The organism is Pseudomonas sp. OIL-1 (assembly GCF_010669185.1).
GTDB classification, from domain to species: Bacteria; Pseudomonadota; Gammaproteobacteria; order Pseudomonadales; family Pseudomonadaceae; genus Halopseudomonas; species Halopseudomonas profundi.
This window is the reverse complement of record NZ_CP048629.1, coordinates 752,817-771,593: the sequence shown is the minus strand read 5'-3', so window position 1 is coordinate 771,593 and position 18,777 is coordinate 752,817. Positions and strand designations below refer to the sequence as shown.

17 protein-coding genes are annotated in these 18,777 nt (G+C 61.6%); 5 read left to right on the top strand and 12 right to left on the bottom strand.

The genetic code is table 11. The features are described from left to right. Window positions 1–92: 92 nt before the first annotated feature. From G3M63_RS03500 to G3M63_RS03490, 3 genes are all read right to left on the bottom strand, one after another. Window positions 93–389 carry a hypothetical protein gene (locus G3M63_RS03500; RefSeq protein WP_150304867.1) on the bottom strand — a complete coding sequence of 99 codons (297 nt, stop codon included), beginning with the start codon at window positions 387–389 and terminating at the stop codon, window positions 93–95. A gap of 169 nt (window positions 390–558) precedes the next feature. Beyond that, on the bottom strand, window positions 559–1,761 hold the full coding sequence (locus G3M63_RS03495; RefSeq protein WP_218573686.1) for a 3-oxoadipyl-CoA thiolase: 1,203 nt from the start codon (window positions 1,759–1,761) through the stop codon (window positions 559–561). 1 nt (window position 1,762) lies between these two features. After that, complete coding sequence (locus tag G3M63_RS03490) at window positions 1,763–3,277, bottom strand: 3-hydroxyacyl-CoA dehydrogenase (RefSeq protein WP_163981882.1); 1,515 nt, start codon at window positions 3,275–3,277, stop codon at window positions 1,763–1,765. 219 nt (window positions 3,278–3,496) lie between these two features. Here G3M63_RS03490 and G3M63_RS03485 point away from each other — a divergent pair, with 219 nt between their 5' ends. From G3M63_RS03485 to G3M63_RS03465, 5 genes are all read left to right on the top strand, one after another. Next, window positions 3,497–3,925, top strand: coding sequence for a PaaI family thioesterase (locus tag G3M63_RS03485; RefSeq protein WP_150301687.1), 429 nt, complete (start codon window positions 3,497–3,499; stop codon window positions 3,923–3,925). A 10-nt stretch (window positions 3,926–3,935) separates the two neighbouring features. Beyond that, window positions 3,936–5,279 carry a hypothetical protein gene (locus G3M63_RS03480; RefSeq protein WP_150301688.1) on the top strand — a complete coding sequence of 448 codons (1,344 nt, stop codon included), beginning with the start codon at window positions 3,936–3,938 and terminating at the stop codon, window positions 5,277–5,279. An 11-nt stretch (window positions 5,280–5,290) separates the two neighbouring features. Beyond that, window positions 5,291–6,103: a bifunctional DNA-formamidopyrimidine glycosylase/DNA-(apurinic or apyrimidinic site) lyase gene (mutM, locus tag G3M63_RS03475; protein WP_163981881.1), complete on the top strand. Its 813-nt coding sequence runs from the start codon at window positions 5,291–5,293 to the stop codon at window positions 6,101–6,103. A 158-nt stretch (window positions 6,104–6,261) separates the two neighbouring features. Then, window positions 6,262–6,600, top strand: a complete 339-nt coding sequence (locus G3M63_RS03470) for a multidrug transporter (protein ID WP_150301690.1) — start codon at window positions 6,262–6,264, stop codon at window positions 6,598–6,600. A 68-nt stretch (window positions 6,601–6,668) separates the two neighbouring features. After that, window positions 6,669–8,609, top strand: coding sequence for a Na/Pi cotransporter family protein (locus tag G3M63_RS03465; RefSeq protein ID WP_163981880.1), 1,941 nt, complete (start codon window positions 6,669–6,671; stop codon window positions 8,607–8,609). On the opposite strand, the gene ggt is transcribed toward G3M63_RS03465, so the two are convergent. The 9 genes from ggt to G3M63_RS03420 all read right to left on the bottom strand — a co-directional run bounded on the left by ggt (window position 8,596) and on the right by G3M63_RS03420 (window position 18,736). Next, window positions 8,596–10,281 (bottom strand): gamma-glutamyltransferase, encoded by a 1,686-nt coding sequence (gene ggt, locus G3M63_RS03460; RefSeq protein ID WP_163981879.1) that lies wholly within the window; start codon window positions 10,279–10,281, stop codon window positions 8,596–8,598. The genes G3M63_RS03465 and ggt overlap by 14 nt on opposite strands. Window positions 10,282–10,285: 4 nt before the next feature. Then, window positions 10,286–10,537, bottom strand: a complete 252-nt coding sequence (locus tag G3M63_RS03455) for a YfhL family 4Fe-4S dicluster ferredoxin (protein WP_150301693.1) — start codon at window positions 10,535–10,537, stop codon at window positions 10,286–10,288. Window positions 10,538–10,578: 41 nt separating this feature from the next. Then, window positions 10,579–11,058: a pantetheine-phosphate adenylyltransferase gene (coaD, locus tag G3M63_RS03450; protein WP_150301694.1), complete on the bottom strand. Its 480-nt coding sequence runs from the start codon at window positions 11,056–11,058 to the stop codon at window positions 10,579–10,581. A 52-nt stretch (window positions 11,059–11,110) separates the two neighbouring features. Beyond that, entirely contained in the window at window positions 11,111–12,757 is a 1,647-nt protein-coding gene (locus tag G3M63_RS03445; RefSeq protein WP_150301695.1) for a GMC family oxidoreductase, read from the bottom strand. A 23-nt stretch (window positions 12,758–12,780) separates the two neighbouring features. Continuing rightward, a complete protein-coding gene (locus G3M63_RS03440) occupies window positions 12,781–13,308 on the bottom strand; it encodes a twin-arginine translocation pathway signal protein (protein ID WP_163981878.1) in 528 nt (175 codons plus the stop codon). Between the two features lie 28 nt (window positions 13,309–13,336). Next, window positions 13,337–14,779, bottom strand: coding sequence for a coniferyl aldehyde dehydrogenase (locus G3M63_RS03435; protein WP_163981877.1), 1,443 nt, complete (start codon window positions 14,777–14,779; stop codon window positions 13,337–13,339). Window positions 14,780–15,234: 455 nt separating this feature from the next. Continuing rightward, entirely contained in the window at window positions 15,235–15,810 is a 576-nt protein-coding gene (rsmD, locus tag G3M63_RS03430) for a 16S rRNA (guanine(966)-N(2))-methyltransferase RsmD (RefSeq protein WP_163981876.1), read from the bottom strand. Then, window positions 15,807–17,375, bottom strand: coding sequence for a pitrilysin family protein (locus tag G3M63_RS03425; protein ID WP_163981875.1), 1,569 nt, complete (start codon window positions 17,373–17,375; stop codon window positions 15,807–15,809). Before G3M63_RS03425 ends, rsmD begins: the two co-directional genes overlap by 4 nt. Next, complete coding sequence (locus tag G3M63_RS03420) at window positions 17,375–18,736, bottom strand: pitrilysin family protein (protein WP_163981874.1); 1,362 nt, start codon at window positions 18,734–18,736, stop codon at window positions 17,375–17,377. Before G3M63_RS03420 ends, G3M63_RS03425 begins: the two co-directional genes overlap by 1 nt. Window positions 18,737–18,777 lie beyond the last annotated feature (41 nt).

The window sequence follows — 18,777 nt, the reverse complement described above, 5'->3', positions numbered from 1 at the left end:
GTCTCCTCTGATGAAGTTGATGCCTTCGCATAGTTCGTTCTATGCGGACTCTCATTTGTGCTCTCGGTTCACGCGTGCTGCACCGCGGCTGCTCAGCGCACCAGCGCGCTCAACAACCAGAGCCCGAGCAGAATCCAGATGACTCCGCTGATAAAGCGCTTGCGCATCAGCGACTGCACTCCGCTATACAGCAATAACAGGCCGATAATCACGGCGCCGATGCTCAGCCAGCTGCTATCGACGCCCAGCGTGCGCGCAAATCCGTTGATGAAGCCTGCACTGGCGGTGCTGAGCAGGTCGAATATCCAGGTGAGGCTGTCGATGACGATACGCACCAGGCTGCCCAGCACTTCACCGAGCCATTCGAAGGGATTGGAAGCTATTTGCATCTGCGATACCGGGTTGATCAGAAGCGTTCACGATACCAGAAGCGCCGGGAAATTCGATGCCGCCATGTCACGCCTGGCAGGCAGAAAGCAAACAGCCAGACTGCCGATTCGGCAGGTCTGGCTGTTTGTGGCGCTCCGCATACTGCTCAGCGGAGGATCGGGTCAGTATTCAGACGCGTTCGATGACAGCTGCGACGCCCTGACCCAGGCCAATGCACAGGCTGACCAGTGCATAGCGACCGCCGGTGCGTTCCAGCTGGCGAACCGCCGTCAGCGTCAGTCGGCCGCCGGAAGCGCCCAGCGGGTGACCGACAGCAATGGCGCCGCCGTTGGGGTTCAGGCGTGGATCGTTGAAGTCCAGCTCGAGCATCTTGGCGCAGCCAAGCACCTGTGAGGCGAAGGCTTCGTTGATCTCGATGAGATCCATGTCTGCCAGCGTCAGGCCGGCGCGTGCCAGTGCTTTTTTACAGGCTTCAACCGGACCAACCCCCATGAGGCGCGGTGCGACGCCAGCGACAGCGCCAGCCAGAATGCGTGCGCGGGGCTTGAGTCCATACTTCTGGCCGATGGCTTCGGAGCCGATCAACAGTGCAGCGGCACCGTCGTTGACGCCAGAGGCATTGCCGGCGGTAACCACGCCGCCTTCAAACAGCGGACGCAGTTTCGACAGCGCTTCCATGTCGCTGCTGGGGCGGGGATGCTCGTCCTTGTCGACCAGTTTGCTGGGTTTTTTACGGCCCTGGGAGACTTCGATGGGGTGAATCTCCTCATCGAAGAAACCCTCGGCGCGGGCTTTCTCATACAACGCCTGGCTGCGTGCAGCGTAGGTGTCGGCCTGCTCGCGGGTAATGCCCAGTTCCTCGGCAACATTGTCTGCCGTCTCCGGCATGGTGTCGCAGCCGTGGTCTTTCTCAACCTTGGGGTTGGGGAAGCGCGCACCGATGGTGCTGTCAAAGGCGCGGAACTCGCGGGAGTAGGGGTTCTCGCTCTTGGCAATGACGAAGGGCGCACGGCTCATGCTTTCTGCGCCGCCAGCGATGAACAGCTCACCTTCGCCAGCCTTGACCATCCGGTGTGCGTCCAGGACGGCAGCCAGGCCGGAGCCGCAGAGGCGGTTTACAGTCAGGCCGGGGACTTCCTGGGGCAGGCCGGCCAGCAGGGCAGCGTGGCGCGCCAGGTTACGGGCATCTTCACCGGCCTGGTTGGTGCAGCCCATGACCACGTCTTCGTAGTCCTTCTGGTCGAAGGGGTTACGGGCGATCAACGCGCGCATGACTTCGGCCAGCAGATCGTCAGGGCGTACGCTGGCCAATGCGCCAGCGTGGCGGCCGAAGGGGGAACGCAGACCATCATAAATATAGGCAGTCATCAGATTACTCCTGGAAGTCGGGGGCGGTTAATGGCAGGTCGAGCTGAACGCGCCGACGCAGCCAGGGGCTCGGCCGGTACCGCGGTTCGCCATAAACGGCCTGGAGGTTGTTCAGTGCGGTAAGGACGCGATGCTTGCCGTAATGCTCGCCGAAGGCCAGCGGGCCTTTCGGATAGCCCAGCGCAAGCTGAATGGCGCGGTCCAGGGTTTCCGGCGTGGCAATACCTTTCTGGGCGATCTCGGTGCCCAGATTGATAACGCTGGCAATCAGACGCTGAATGACGAAACCGGGGGAATCGTTGATCAGCTCCACCGGCACGCCATCGGCGCTCAGCGCCTGGCGCGCCTGGGCAACGATATCGGCCCGGGCGGCGGGCTGGCGCATCAAGGTACGGCGCTTATCCCAGTCGGCAAAGCAGTCGATGGCCAGAGTGCGTTCGGCGGGCAGCCCAAGATGGATCAAAGCCGTGGTGCAGTCTTCACCCAGGGGTGTGACCAGGCAGATGGCTTCATCGCTGGGCTGATTGCCGTCTTCCAGCGTGGCGCCGGCGGCGGACAAGGCAGCGTGTACATTGCTGCGTACCGCGTCGTCATCGGTATGCAGCCAGAACGGACGCTTGATCAGCACGGTTTCGGGTGCGGCTTCCTGCGGCTCGATTTTCTGGCCGTTCTCGTAGCGGTAGAAGCCCTGGCCGGTCTTGCGACCCAGCAGGCCAGCCGCTACGCGCTGCGCAGCCATGAACGACGGCGTATAGCGCGGATCATGGTAGAACTGCTCGTATACCGACTCCATCACCGCGTGGGAGACGTCCAGGCCGGTCAGGTCGAAGAGTTCGAAGGGCCCCATGCGAAAGCCCGGGCCGTCGCGCAGGATGCGATCGATCTGTTGCGGCGTGGCAATGCCTTCGCTGAGGATACGCAGCGCTTCAGTGCCGAAGGCGCGACCGGCGTGGTTGACCAGGAAGCCGGGGGTGTCGGGCGTGATCGCGGGGAAATGCCCGGCGGTGTTGGCCAGATCAACCAGACCCTGAATGTAGCGCTCGTCGGTGCGCTCGCCACGTACCACTTCGACTATCTTCATCAGTGGCACAGGGTTGAAGAAGTGAAAACCGGCAACGCGCTCAGGCTTGTTGCAACTGCTGGCAATACGGGTGACCGACAGCGAGGAGGTATTGGTGGCCAGAACGCAATCATCACGGACGATGGCTTCGAGCTGATCGAACAGCTTCTGTTTGACCTCGAGAATTTCGACAATTGCCTCGATAACCAGATCGCAATCCTTCAGCTCTTCGAGGGTTGCCGCGGGCTGCATGCGACCCATGGTGGCCTCGAAATCCTGCTCGCTGAGCTTGCCTTTGGCTACAGACCGCTGCAGCAGGTTGCGATTGAATGCCAGCGCGTCGTCGATTGCCTCTTTACGCGTGTCGTACAGCAGCACTTGTTGGCCGCTGGTGGCAAACAGCTGGGCAATTCCGCGACCCATGGCACCGGCGCCGATTACGCCAATCCGGTTGAACATGCAATGTCTCCTCGTTTACCCTGCATTCCGCAATGCGGAACGATATTTCGTTTGAAGGTGCGTGAGATTAAATCCTGCGCTTATCGAGCGCAAGTTCACTGGTCGCGCGCGTTTCACGCGGCACGGCAGGCAGCGTGTAGGGCTGGTCAATTTCATGGCCGATGGGTCAGTCGCGCTGAATGGTAACGATCAACATAAAAACATTAAGGGTAATGCTTCATGGATCAGGATCAACGGCAAGCAGTCGCACGGTCAGTGACCGGATTCTTTCAGGACCTGGGTGCTGAGCTGGTCGAATATTCGGAAGGGCGAGCGGTCGTTGCGCTGACGCTGACAGAGCGGCACATGAATAACGCCAGCAACCTGCACGGTGGCGTGACTGCCAGTCTGCTGGATATCGCCATGGGTTTGTGCGGCACCTGGGCACCTACCTCCGAAGAACGTCGCGTGGCCATTACGCTCTCGATGAATGTCAATTTTTCCGCGACCGCGCCAGTCGGTACCCGGGTGCGCGCGGTCGCGACCTGCCGCAGCGCCGGGCACAAGGTGTTCATGGCCGCCTGCGATTTGCTGGACGATAACGACAAGCTGATCAGTTTCGGCGAGGGTGTATTCAAGAAAGGCCTGTATCGCAAGGACCTGCCTTGAGTCGCCGGCAATGATTGCCGGATTATTGCCGCTGGGTGTCGGGCTCGAGCTGGCGGCGCTGGTCAGCCAGCAGAAGCCCTTGAGCTGGCTGGCTGCGTTGGTTCTGGGGACGTATTTTTGCCTGCGATTCCGACGCCTCAATCCTTACCCGCGCTGGCTGGGCTTTATCACCCTGGCATTGCTACTGGCGGTCGTCTTCGGGTTCCGGGCCGAGCCGGACCTGTGGCCACGGCTGGCCAGTTCAGCCGCCTACTACACCAGCTTTCTCGGCGCGCTGGGTCTGATGCAGTTGCTGGCGCGGCGCCTGGAGCCTTTGCGCCAGCTGCACAAGATGTTGCTCTCCGGCCCAACCTCGATTCTTTACCCACGATACGTGCTCACCGCCGCCAGCATTGGGTCGGTGCTCAATTTCGGCATGATGAATCTGCTCTGCGGCACGCTCAAGGAGCACCTGCAGCGTTATCCGCTGACCGAGCAGCAGCAGCGTGACGGCCTGCGCAGCGTGATGGTGACGACACTCCGAGGCTTTGCACTGGTGCCTCTGCTGGCACCCACCAGCATCACTATCGCGATTATTTCCCGGGAGATGCCGGATGTTTCCTGGGTAGACCTGTTTCCCTACGGTCTGGCCGCGACCTTGATGATGGTGGTCGCCGGCTGGCGCCATGAAACGCGTGGTTTGAAGCGCCTGCGTGACAGCATCGGCGATGACAGCAAAACCGACGGTATGTGGCCACTGGTTCTGGGCAGCCTGCTGGGGCTGGCCGCCATGGGTGCGCTGGCCTACATGACCATACTCACGGCTTCGCAGTCAGCCATGGTGCTGGTGCCGCTCGGGGCGGTGGGCTATCTGCTCTGGCGTGACCGCGCGCCGAAGGCGGCCTGGCAGGAAGTCACCGAGAATATGGTGAGTATGCACAACGAAATGTTCATCTTCGGCTGTGCTGCGGTGCTTGGCGGGTTGCTCGGCGCGGCCGCGCCACTGGGCGACTTTGCCGCCTGGTTGGCTCAGGCTCCGAGATACAATGTCCTGCTGGCGGTGGCGAGCCTGTTCAGCACCATCATACTGGCGGCGATAGGCGTTGCGCCTATCGTCTCGCTGTCACTGATCGCGGGCTTGCTGGCGCAGCTGGCGGCGCTGGGCGTACCGATCCTGACCCCGGCGGTGGGCTTGATGTGCGGCTTCTCACTGGCGATGATCTTTTCTCCGTTTGGTCCTTCCACGCTGATACTGGCGCGCTATAGCGGCGAAGCGCCGGTGCGAGTGGCTTTCGTCTGGAATGCGCGGTTTGTGGCCACCGTCATGCCGATGTTGTTGCTGTTAATATTCGCCACCTATTGGCTGCACATCTGAGCAGGAGCCCCATGCCAGAACTACCTGAAGTCGAAACCACACGCCGCGGCATCGCTCCGCATCTCGAAGGTCATCGGGTTACCCGCTTGATAGTGCGTGACCGGCGCCTGCGTTGGCCGATTCCAGAGGATCTGGCGATCCAGATTGAAGGGCAGACATTTACCGCGGTGCGTCGCCGCGCGAAGTATCTGTTGATGGATATAGGCGGTGGAACCCTGATCAGCCACCTCGGCATGTCCGGCAATCTGCGGCTGGTGCCGGTGGATACACCGGTGCTCAAGCATGAGCATGTGGACATCAAGCTGGATTCGGGATTGGCGCTACGTTACACCGACCCGCGGCGCTTTGGCGCCATGCTCTGGCAACGCGACGGGGAGCTGCACCCGCTGCTCGCCAGTCTTGGGCCGGAGCCCTTGTCCGATGCGTTCAATGGCGACCGGCTGTATGAGCGCTCCCGCGGCCGCAGCATGGCGGTCAAGCCGTTCATCATGGATAACGCCATCGTTGTGGGGGTGGGCAATATCTATGCAGCCGAGGCGCTGTTTGCCGCCGGGATTGATCCGCGACGCGAGGCGGGGCGCATCAGCAGGGCGCGCTATCAGCGCCTCGCCGAGGAAATCCGGAAGGTCCTGGCCTTCGCCATCGAACGTGGCGGCACCACTCTGCGCGATTTTACTGGCGGCGACGGCAAGCCGGGCTATTTTCAGCAGGAGCTGTTCGTGTATGGACGGGCCGGCCAGCTGTGCAAGGTGTGCGGTATGACATTGAGCGAGGCCCGGCTGGGCCAGCGCAGCTCGGTATTCTGCCGCGGCTGCCAACGATAAGCGCTCTGCCAGGCCCTGAAAACGGGGTGGTGGGTGAATTTCCCCGGCCCGATTCCGAAAAGTGCCTTTAAGGCCTACAATGCAGAGTGAACGGTACCCGGGAAGGGTTGCCGGCATGATAAAAAACGCCTATCGGGCCACAAACCAGGGACTCAATTATGCGCCTGTTACGTCATACCACAGCTTTAATGGCCGGCTTGCTGCTGGCTGGCAGCGTTGCGGCTGCTGATCAATCATTTGGATACAAGGAAGAGGTCAACAACCCCGGAATTTTTGCCATGGTTGGTGATCTGATCATTGCCCGGCCGTTGTTGCTGGGCGTCACGGCTGTGGGCACTGCGGCGTTCGTTGTCAGCCTTCCGTTCACTGCTCTGGCCGGCAATACTGCCGAGGCCGGACAGGAGTTGGTAGTCCGTCCGGGACGCGAAACCTTCATGCGTTGCCTGGGCTGCACCAAGAGCGGCTACGGTCGCAAGCAGCAGGACGAACGCTTCTGATATGAACCCTGGCGAGTCGGACGACAGCCAGCAGGTTGTCGATCCGGTCGCTGGATCATAGGAGCTTAATGCGTACTTTCTTCAAGCCGGGCTGGCTTCCGGTCGCCCTGCTGGTACTACTGATTCTCTTTTTCTGGAAGGTTGAGCTGGCCACCCTCGCCGCAGGGGTCGCCTTGTTCATCATGGGTATGCGCCATCTCGAAGATGGGTTTCGGGCCTTCACCGGCGGTGCGCTCGAGCGCTGGCTGTCCAGAAGCACCGATCGGCTGTGGAAAAGCCTGGCCTTCGGTTTCACCAGTACCGCCCTCGTTCAATCCAGCTCTCTGGTGACCCTGCTCAGCATCGCCTTTCTAAGCGCCGGCCTCATCAGCCTGATGGCGGGCATCGGCATCGTGTTTGGTTCAAACCTGGGCACCACGACGGGCGCCTGGCTGATTGCATTGGTGGGCCTGAAGGTCGATCTGGCTTCGGTGGCCATGCCATTGCTGGTGTTTGGCGTCATGCTCGGACGTCGAGCCGAGGCGCACTGGAAAGGCATTGGCCAGGTTTTGCTCGGCATTGGTCTGCTGTTTTTCGGCATCGATCTGATGAAAGCCGGCTTCGCCAGTTTCGAAGGTGCACTGAACCTTGATACCTATGCGTTCTCCGGCTGGCTAGGGGTGATTGTCTACCTGGTGCTGGGTCTGCTGGCGACGGTGCTGATGCAATCCAGCCACGCCACACTGATGATTACGCTGGCCGCGCTGGCCAGTGGTCAGCTGGCTTATGACAATGCGCTGGCAATGGCTATAGGCGCTAATCTGGGCACTACTGTGACTGCCCTGATCGGCGCGCTCGGCAGCAATAACGCCGGTCGGCGGCTGGCCGCGGCACATATCATGTTCAACGGCGTTACGGCTGCAGTAGCCTTGCTCATACTGCCCCTGTTGGCCCGCAGCGTTGATTCGATGGCTTATGTGCTGGGGATCGCCGACGATGCCTATACGCTCAAGCTTGCCTTGTTCCATACGTTGTTCAATCTGCTTGGGCTGGTGCTGATGCTGCCCTTCGTTCCCTTGATGATAAAAGTGCTGATGCGCTGGTTTCCGGAAGCAATTCCCGTCGGCAGTACCGAAATCAAGCCGCTGGTGTTGAGTGAGCAGCCACGCGCACGGGCCCAGTACCTGAATGATTCGGCCTTGCTGCATGCCGATACCGCGCTCAAGGTGCTGGACCAGGAACTTCTGCATCTGGCCGCACTGACGCGGCAGGTCATTGCCGCGGCGACCTACCTGCCTCCAGCGGTACTGCTCGGCATGCCGCGGCGTCAGTTGCACGAGGCGGTGCGCGCGCCCGTGGCGGCGACCCAGCGCGAAAATGCCGATGTGCTGTACGAGCGGCATATCAAGGGCGTGTATTCGGATATCGTCGACTTCATCAGCCGTATGGATATCTCGCTGTTGCCGGAACAGCAGCAGGTGCTGATGGAACATAACCTGGCGGGGCGCGATCTGGTCGAGGCTGTCAAGGCGGCCAAACATCTGCAGAAGAACCTGCGCAAGCAGCTTGATGACGCTCCCCCTGCCGTGCGGGTGTCTTACGAGGTGCTCCGCGAGCAGTGCGGTCTGGCCTTGCTGGCACTGGGGCGGCTGGAAGATATTCAGGGCGACGCTGCCGCTCAGGCTGAGTTGTTCTACGAATACGAGAAGCAAGGCAAGCTGTTCTCAGCCGAGTTCCAGAAGGGCGTGCAGCTGCAGCTGCGCAACCGCGACCTCGACGGTTGGCAGGCGACCTCGTTGCTTAACGACATGCACTATCTGATGGACATTCGACGCCATCTGGCAATGGCTCATGCCGTGTTGGCCGCGCGGGGTGAGGTGGTCGAGCAGGTTGTCGCGCCGTACGAGCCGGAGCCAGCCGAGGTCGAACAGCCGCGAAAGCGCGAGCGGCCGACCAGGACCAAGCCTCTGGCGAGAAAAAACCGCAAGGGCGGACGGGAGCGGATCGAGCCCTCGATCAATCTTCCTTGAGCGGGTGTTTGACCTGCGCCGCACCGACGCCGCGCGGGTCGCTTGCGGCGCTCACTTCGCCCTTGCGCTTGTCCCACTCCAGCGCATGCATGTCACCATAACGGCGTCCGGCAGGTTCGATCCGGTGACCCAGCTTTTTCAGTGCAGTCTGCTCCTCTGACGTGAAGGCGTTATCTTCTGCCTGAATCCGGTCAGGCAGATACTGATGATGGAAGCGTGGACGGCTGACCCAGCGCTGTACCGGCTGTTGCTCAATGGCTTCCAGTGCGCCGAGCAACACCATGGTGATGATGCGGCTGCCGCCCGGCGTGCCGAGCACTGCCAGACGTGAATCACTCTCCAGCATGGTCGGCACCATGCTCGAAAGCGGACGTTTACCGGGGGCGATGGCATTGGCCTCGCCACCGGCCAGCCCATACTCGTTGCGCCCGGCCGGATCGGCGGCGAAGTCGTCCATCTCGTTATTCAGCAGCACCCCGGTGTCGGGCACGGTGAAGGCTGCGCCGAACGGCAGGTTGATGCTCAGCGTTGCCGAGACGGCGTTGCCCTCTGCATCCATCAATGAGAAATGCGTGGTGTTGGTACCTTCACTGAATAGCTTCGGTGCCCCCAGTTCAGCGCTGCGGGTGGCGCGTTGCGGGTCAATGGTAGCGGCGAGTTGTTCGGCATATTCTCTGGAGACCAGGCGCGCAACCGGCACCTCGACGAAATCACCATCACCCAGTAATAACGCGCGGTCGCGATAGCTGCGACGCATCATCTCTACAAGATTGTGCGTCCAGGCCACCGATCCAGGTTGTGTCGCGGGCAGGCTTTCGACGCCTTGGAGTATGGTCGCCAGAGCAATGCCTCCGGCCGACGGCAGAGGCGCGCTGATAATCTCCATGCCATGCGAGTGAAAGCGAATCGGTTCGCGCTCTATTACCTCGTAGGCATCCAGGTCAGCTTGCTGCCAGATGCCGTCTGCTGCCTCGACACCCTTTAGCAGCTGCGCCGCAACCGGGCCGCGGTAAAACCCGTCGCGGCCGTTGGCGGCGAGTTGCCGCAGTGTTTGCGCCAGCTCCGGCTGTTTGATCACCTCTCCTTCGGCGGGCAGTGCTCCATTGCGCAGAAACAAGCGGGCGGTTTCGGGGTCGCGGCGCATGGCCTCAACGCGGAAACCGCCCAGCATGCGGTATCGGTCAGTCACAGCAAAACCCTGCTCAGCCGCCTCGATGGCGGGCGCTAGGCTTCGGCTTAGCGGCAGGTCTCCGTAGTGTTCGGCCAGATGCACCAGCGCGGCAGGTAGACCGGGGATGCCGGCGGCGAGCGGACCATTCAATGCGGGGTCGCGCTGCACCACGCCTTTAGCGTCGCGGTACAGGTCACGGCTGGCGCGTAGCGGCGCGGTTTCCCGTGCATCGATGAAGCGGTAGTCAATGGTTTCGCCATCAGGCTGGCGCAGCAGGAAGAACCCGCCGCCACCGATGCCGGAGCTGTAGGGCTCGACTACACCGAGCGTCGCAGCGGCAGCAATGGCCGCATCAAATGCATTGCCGCCTTCGTCAAGAATGCGGTGGGCTGCGGCGGTGGCGTCAGGATGGGCGGTGGCGACTGCCTGCTGGCCAGGCAGGGAAGCTGCCTGAATCGTGAATGCCAGCAGCAGGGCTGGCAGCAGAAACAGGCGGTGCACGGGCTTAAGCCGTACCGACGAGGATCTGATACTTTTCCATCAGTTCCTCACGGCTCTCGACATGGTTCGGGTCCAGCGGAATGCAATCAACAGGGCAAACCTGCTGACACTGCGGTTCGTCGAAATGCCCGACGCACTCGGTGCACAGGTTCGGATCGATCACATAGATCTCATCGCCCTGTGAAATGGCGTTGTTCGGGCATTCCGGCTCGCAGACGTCGCAGTTGATGCAGTCGTCAGTGATGATCAGAGACATGAAACCGGGCACTCCTACGTGATGGTGCGTTAGGTCTGAGCCTAGGCATTATAACGCTTGCGCAGGGCCTCATTGACTACCGGATGTACGAATTTGGTGACATCACCTTTCAGACTGGAGATCTCGCGCACCAGCGTAGAGGAGATGTAGGAATACTTCTCCGACGGCGTCAGGAACAGACTCTCGACCTCCGGCGCGAGGACGCGATTCATGTTGGCGAGCTGGAATTCATACTCGAAGTCCGACACGGCGCGCAGGCCTCGCAGTAGAACATTGGCGTTCACTTCGCGGGCAAAATGCGCGAGTAGCGTCGAGAAGCCAACTACTTCGACATTGGGCAAGTGCGCCAGGACTTCCCGGCACATGCTGACGCGCTCATCGAGGGAAAAGGCAGGGTTCTTCTTGCTGCTGACCGCAACCGCCACGACCACCTTGTCGAACATCCTTGCCGCGCGTTCGACCAGATCGGTATGGCCCTTGGTGATGGGGTCGAATGTGCCGGGATAGAGTACGGTGTTCATTGGCAGTTTGCCTTTTCATGAGTGCTTGAAGGGGCAAATGGTAGCTTAATGCTTATCCGCGGCCAACCGTTGTGCTGCTGGCCTGCTTTGTTGCCGTTGGGCTAGCGCCCCGGCTCAACTGCTCGGCCAGCTGCGTTGCCAGACGTGCTGTCAGTGCATACACCGACAGCTGCGGGTTGGCGCCAACACTGGTGGGGAACAACGACCCGTCGAATATCGACAGGTTTTCCAGTTGATGATGCTGGCCGCGACTGTTGGCGACTGATCGGGAGGGGTCTTCACCCATCGGGCAGCCACCCATGACGTGGGCGCTGGCCAGCCGTACGTCGTGGATAACATAGCGCAAGGCTTCGACCTGTTGTCGGTATGCAGTCCAGCTGGTGCTGTATTCGCCGCGGCTGTGTACCGGCGCTACGGCGTTAGCGCCGGCAGCGAACTGGATTTCGCCCATCGCCAGATACGCCCGGCGCGCACCGTCCCACAGATACTCGTTGAGCGGGTAGTCGAGCACCGGCGTGTCATCGTCGCGCAGCATTACCGTGCCGCCCGGGCTCTGCTCGTGGAAGCCGTCGCGCAGCAGCGCCAATATCAGGTTGCTATGGGACAACTTGTGCATGCGCTGCAGGTTGGTGCTGCCGTGGCCACCCAGCAGGGCGGAGGTGATGCTGGGTTGCATCGGGGGCACTTCGAGCTTGAAACCCATCGGCCCAATCGCCCCGTCTTGCCACTGGAACTGGTCGGAGTAGATCGACTGCGGCGCGCCGTAGAAACCATTGATCGGTTTATCAAATTGCGCTGTGCTGAAATTCACCGGATGCAGAAAAGTGCGTTTGCCAGCCAGGCCGTGCGGATCAGGTGCGCCGGAGCGCAGCAGCAGTGCGGGACTGTTGATTGCGCCGCCGGCGAGCACGATATGTTTGCCACGCACTTCAATAGCCTGGCCGTCAGCGCGAGTCAGCTCGGCATTCATCGCCCGGCATTGCACGCCTTCCACGCGATCGCCCTGAATCAGTAAACGCTCGGCACGGGCGCGGTGAATCAGCGTTGCGCCACGCTTCAGGGCGGCGGGGATAGTGGTCACCAGCATCGATTGCTTGGCGTTGGTCGGGCAGCCCATGCCGCAATAACCCAGATTCCAGCATCCGCGTACGTTGCGCGGGATGACTGCCTGATGCCAGCCCAGCTTTTCGCAGCCGCTACGAATCACATCGTTGTTGGCATTGGGTGGCACGGCCCAGGGCGCGACGCCGAGGCGCTGCTCGATGCGCTCGAACCAGGGCGCCATGCTGGCGCTATCGATACCCGTCACGCCATGCACCGAATTCCAGTGAGCCAACGTCTGATCGGGGGTACGAAAGCTGCTGGTCCAGTTGACGGTGGTGCTGCCACCAACGGTACGGCCCTGTAGAATGCCGATGCCGCCGTCCTTGCTGGCCCGCGCTGCGCCTTCCTGGTACAGCTCGGCGTAGCCGGTGGCTTCGTCATTATGAAAGTCGCTGGAGGTGCGCAGGGCACCTTCTTCAATCAGCACTACTTTAAGTCCTGCTCCAGCCAGGATCTCCGCACTGGTACCGCCACCCGCGCCGGTACCGATGATGACCACATCAGCCTCGAAAACCGCGTCCCGGTCGAGGCTGCTCGCGTCCAGCACATCCCAGCCCTGTTCAATCCCTTGCAAGACTACGTCTGGTACAGGCATTTACTCATGTCCCCTTTGGTGTATCAGATGACCGGCGGGCCGGGATAGCCGGCGGCTTCCCAGGATTGGGGTAGCGCGTACCAGCTCATCAGCAGCAACTGTCCCAGGGCTTTATACCCCTGGCGCAGCAGGTCCAGCCGGCTGTCGCGCCAGCGCTGCAGAAAGGTATCAATTTCGGCCGGGCTGGCCTGCTCGATAGCGCCCCAGATGCCCGTCAGTGGACCGCGGGTAGGGGCGAAGCTGAGCAGCCCCAGCAACTGCAGTGCCTCTTTCTGGGTCTGCGCGGAGCTATGCGCCAGGGTGAAGTCCAGCTGGCGAATGGCCGCCTGGATCGCCACGTCGTCCAGCTTGGGATGCGGGCCGATAAAGGCCGGAAAGAGAAGGGCCAGCACCGGCAGGTCAACACTGCGCAGGACTTTCATGCCGGCATGCGGTTGGTCGGGCGTGGAGCCAGTAATGGTGGCTACAAGACCCGCCGTAGACAGCGCAACACTCGCACCGACGCCGAGCTTCAATAGACCCCGGCGATTGAGCCGTATTGGGCGGGGCATCCTTTTCCCTCCTCTGGTTAGCTGCGCGTCAGCGAATGAATAACCTGTATATCAGCTGCAACAGCTTGCCGCCGTAGGGTGGATAGATCGGCCGGGCGCCGTTGAAGCGTTGCTTGATATATACACCTTTCGCCTGGCTGAAGGTAAGGAACCCTTCGCGGCCGTGATATCGCCCCATTCCCGAAGGCCCTTTGCCGCCGAAGGGCAGGTCGTCCTGCGCGACATGCAACAGGGTATCGTTGATGCACATGCCGCCGGCCTGGGTTTGGGTCATGATCCGTTGCTGTTCGGCGCGGTCGTAGCCGAAGTAATACAGGGCCAGCGGCGTGGGCCGCTCGGCGATATAGGCAAGCGCCTGTTCCAGGTTGTCATAGGGCACGATGGGCAGAAGCGGACCGAAAATCTCGTCCTGCATCACCAGCATGTCATCGGTGACATCCAGTAATAGCGTTGGCGGCAGCACCCGGCTCCCGCCGATATCTTCCTCGGCTGGATTGATCGCATGCGCTGTGGCGCCCTTGTCGATGGCGTCCGCCAGATAGCCCTTGAGCCGCTGAAGGTGATGTGGATTGATGATCTGCGTGTAGTCCGGATTTTCCGCCAGGGTGGGGTACATCGTGCTGAAACGTTGGCGCAACGCCTCGACCAGCTCATCGACACGCGCGCGCGGACACAGCACGTAATCCGGCGCGACGCAGGTCTGGCCAGCGTTGAGTCCCTTGCCGAAGGCGATTCGCTCGGCAGCATCGGCAACAGGCACATCGGCTGCAATGATCGCTGGCGACTTGCCGCCGAGCTCAAGTGTCACCGGCGTGAGATTTTCCGCCGCTGCACGCATGACATGACGGCCGATTCCGGTGCCGCCAGTAAACAGCAGATGATCAAACGGCAGCCTGGCGAAGGCCACGGCGATATCCGTCTCACCGCAGACGACCGCTACCTGTTCCCGCGGAAATACCGTGGCTAACAAGTCAGCCATAGCCGCAGCGGTGGCTGGCGTCGACTCGCTCATTTTGATCATCGCCCGGTTGCCGGCCGCCAGGGCAGCTGTGAGGGGGCCCATGGCGAGATAAAGCGGGTAGTTCCAGGGCACGATGATGCCCACCACGCCCAGCGGCTGGTAGATCACCCGCGCCGTGGCCGGCTGGAACGCCAGACCAACGCTGCGTCGAGACGGCTTCACCCATGCGTTCAGATGCTTGATCGTGTAGTTGATGCCTTCCACCGATGGCAGCAGTTCGGCCAGCCGGGTCTCGTCACTGGAGCGGCGTCCGAAATCCTGGTTGATGGCATCGATCAACTTCTGTTGCTGGGCGATCAGAGCTGTCTTTAGCTGCCTGAGCTGGCGGACGCGCTCTGCCGCGTCCGGGACCGGCGCAACCCGAAACGCAGCGCGCTGATGAGCAAAGGTATCGTTCAGGGCAGAAATGGCTTCGTCTTGCTGCTGGAGGTAGGCGATGTCGGCAACCATAAGAGCTCTACTTAGGGGTCGGCGGGCCGACTGACAGGGGATTCAAGAGAATTGGTTCTAGAGTAAGACCCTGGGGCTGTCAATTGCTGGGAATGTCTCGCTGCAGGGATTTGGGGATCGAGCGGTGTAGTTGCCAGTCGCGCTATATCGAGGCGGAGCTCGACACTCCATCGTTGGGTGTTTTTATGGAGGGCTGGGTACCATCCCAGCCAGCGTGCTAGCCGGCGGCACCTATGGTCGAGTCCGGTCGTGGCCCGTGGTGCTCGGCCTTCCCAGGAGGGGCGAGCTACATCCTTAGCAGCGGAGTCGCCGGCGGTAGCGCTATATCGAGGCGGAGCTCGACACTCCATCGTTCGGTGTTTTATGGAGGGCCGGGTTCCATCCCGGCCAGCGTGCTAGCCGGCGGCACCTATGGTCGAGTCCGGTCGTGGCCCGTGGTGCTCGGCAATCCATCGTTATGCTTCGCGACGCCACAGTGTGTACCACACCTGGCCGGCGCGCTTTTCGCGGTGTAGCCGCCAGCTGGCAGGGACTGTCTGGCGGTCCGGCGGCAGTTCGCTTTCGGTATAGATCCAGGCCTGGTCTGTCAGCCAGCCGTTGTCCTCTACCGCAGCGCAGGCGGGTGCCAGCAGCGCTTGCCGGAACGGCGGGTCGAGGAACACCACATCAAAGGGTGTATCCGGCGTGCTGGCCAACAGGCTCAGGGCGTCCTGTTGACGAACTTCGCCATTCTCGCATTCCAGCATGGTCAGATGACTGCGCAGGGTGGCGACAACATCACGGCTGGCGTCGGCACATAACGCGAAGCTGGCGCCACGTGACAGCGCTTCCAGGATCAGCGCGCCGCTGCCGGCGAAGGGGTCCAGGCAGCGCGCGCCTTCGATTTCGCCGCTGAGCCAGTTGAACAGGGTTTCCCGCACCCGGTCCGGCGTGGGACGCAGTCCGGGCTGCTCGGTGAAGGTGAAACGTCGGCTGCGCCAGGTTCCGGCAATGATCCGCAGCTGGCTCTGACGGCCCTTGTCCTGCCTCATGGGGTTACTTCCTCAAGCGCATCGGGCGCGATTTCGGTGTTGGTATCGTCCGGGTCGGTTTCTGCTAGAAGCACAGGCCCGACGGTGACGACGAGCCTTCCGGCCGGCTCGAAGTGACGCGCAAAGGCTTCGCGGATCTGCTCGGTGCTCAGCGCCTGAATGCGATCCATGAACAGCTGCATGTGATTCAGCGGCAGGTCATAGAAGCCGATAGCACCCAACTGGCCAACGATCGCTGCGTTGCTCGCGGTGCTGAGCGGGAACTGGCCCATTATTTGCCGCTTGGTGCGCTCCAGGTCCGCTTCGCTCGGGCCCGTCTCGATGAATTCATCCAGGCTGTCGTTGATGACTTCCAGCGCCTGTTCGACCTGATCGGCGCGGGTCTGCATGCTGATCATGAACGGGCCGGGTGCTTGCATCGGAATCAGGCTGCTGCCGACTGAATAGGACAGGCCGCGCTTCTCGCGGATTTCCTCCATCAGTATCGAACCGAAGCCCGAGCCACCCAGCATTTCGTTGCCGACATAGAGCGCGGCATAGTCTGGATCGTGGCGACTGATGCCGCGCTGGCCGACCAGAATGTGCGTTTGCTGTGCATCGAAGGGGATATGCGTAGGTTCAGGCTCGATCGGATCGGGCACAGGCGTTTTTGCCGCTGCGGAACCTTCCGGCATGGCATCCGCCAGGCGCTGCGCAATGCGCTCTGCTTGCTGGCGGTCTATCGCGCCGACCATGGCGATAACGGCGTTGCCCGAAGCATAAAACTGCTGGTGAAAACCTTCCAGTTGCGCAGGTGTTATCTGCTGCAGGCTCTCCGGGGTGCCCTCTGGCAGACTGCCGTAGGGATGGTCGGGGTAGAGCTCTGCCCAGAACGCTTCGCTGGCCAGTGCTGCCGGACGCTGCAGGCGATAACGCAGACCCGCCAGCAATTGGTTGCGCAGGCGCTCGAAGGCGTCCTGCGGAAAGCTCGGACGGCTGACGACTTCAGCGAACAATGCCAGGGCGGGGTCCAGCTTGTCGGCAGCGGTCAGGCTGCGCAGGCTGGCCAGTGCCATGTCGCGATGAGAGCTGTTGCTGAACTGCGCGCCCAGGCGCTCGAAGCCTGCGGCGATGTCGCCCGCATCCTTGTCACCGGTACCTTCGTTGAGCATCGCGTTGGTCAGTGTGGCCAGGCCTGGCTGATCGCCGTCACGGCTGGCGCCTGCGGCGAACAATACCTGCACGTCGAGCATGGGCAGTTTATCAGCCTGCATGAAATACACCCGCGCGCCTTGCTCTGTCGTCCAATGCTGCAAATCGAGTTTACGACGGGCCGGTGGCTTGTCCGGATCCAGAGTGCTCAAGGACTCGAGGTCGGGTAACGGTGCGTCGCCAGCGCTGCCCTGGGCGGTGCTCTCGGTATCCACTGCGGCTGGGGTGGTATCGACCAGAGGAGCCGGGGCGGCCTTCGCTTCGGCCGGAGGATTATCCCCGCCTGGTTTGAGCAGCGTGATGCCGGCAATCACAGCCAGCGCGATGAGGACAAGCAACCAGCGCAGCGTTCTTCGGGAATGCGCGACAGCCATCAGCGAGTCTCCTTGTTCTGGGTGGCAGGCAATACATGGGCGCGGGTCAGGCGCTCACGTGTCAGGTAGCGTCGGGCGACCTCGCTGACCTGTTCCGGCGTGATGGCTTCGAGGGTCTCGACGTCCTTGTCCAGCAGGGTCCAGGGCAGACCGATGCTTTCCAGCTGACCGATGCGGTTGGCCTGCTGGCTGATCTGATCCTGTTCGTAAACCAGGCTGGCGATCAGTTGCGATTGCACCCGGTTCAGCTCCTCGGCACTTGGCGGCTGGTCCTTCAGCTCTTCGATCTGCTCCCAGAGCGCGTCTTCCAGCTGCTCCAGGGTGATATTGCGCGACTCGTTGGGCACGCCGCTGAGCATGAACAGCGAATCGCCCCGGCTGAAGGCGCTATAACTGGCGGACGCCGAGGTGGCGATTGATTGCGCCCGCTCCAGACGGCTCGCCAGGCGGGCGCTGTATCCGCCATCCAGTACGGCTTCGAGAAGTCGCAGCGCGTGGGCCTCCCAATCATGCTCTGCGGTATTCAGACCCGGTACGTTGAAGCCCATGATCAGGCTCGGCAGCTGTACGTCGAGTTCCAGCACCATGCTGCGCTCGCCACCGCCGGGGAGTTCCAGCGGTGCCTTCTGTTCGGGTACCGGGCCAGCGGGAATCGGGCCGAAGTAGCGATCAACCAGCGTCCGAACTTCTTCCAGTGTGACGTCCCCCACGATAACCAGTGTTGCGTTGCCCGGTTGGTAGTGCAGCTCATACCAGGCGCGCAGGTCTTCGACGGTCAGCCGGTCAAGATCATGCATCCAGCCGATAACAGGCTGCGCATAGGGGCTGGCCATGTAAGCCTGGGTCATGAATCGTTCATAGGCGAGGCTGTTGGGATTGTCATCGACACGCAGTCGGCGCTCTTCCTTGATGACCTGCATCTCGCGCATGACCTCGTCCTCGGGCAGGGACAACAGGTGCATGCGCTCGGCTTCCAGCTCCAGGGCAACGGCCAGCTGGTCACGGCTGAGCACCTGATAATAGGCAGTGTAATCGCGGCTGGTGAAGGCGTTCTCCTGGGCTCCGAGACTACTGAGTAACTTCGACGCCTGCCCCGGCGCGATGTTTTCGCTGCCCTTGAACATCATGTGTTCCAGCGCATGCGACATGCCGGTTCTGCCTGGCGGCTCGTCGCTGCTGCCGACCTTGTACCACAGCTGCGATACCACCACCGGTGCGCGATGGTCCTCTCGCACTATGACCTTGAGGCCATTGTCGAGACTGAATTCGTGGGTAGTCTGGCGTTGTTCCTGAGCATGGGCGAGGCCGGACAGCCCAAGCATCAGCAGCAGGATCGAAACGGGTTGAAGAAGGCGCGACATGCGATGGTCCTGGATAGTCTAGGAGGGACGACGGTCATACC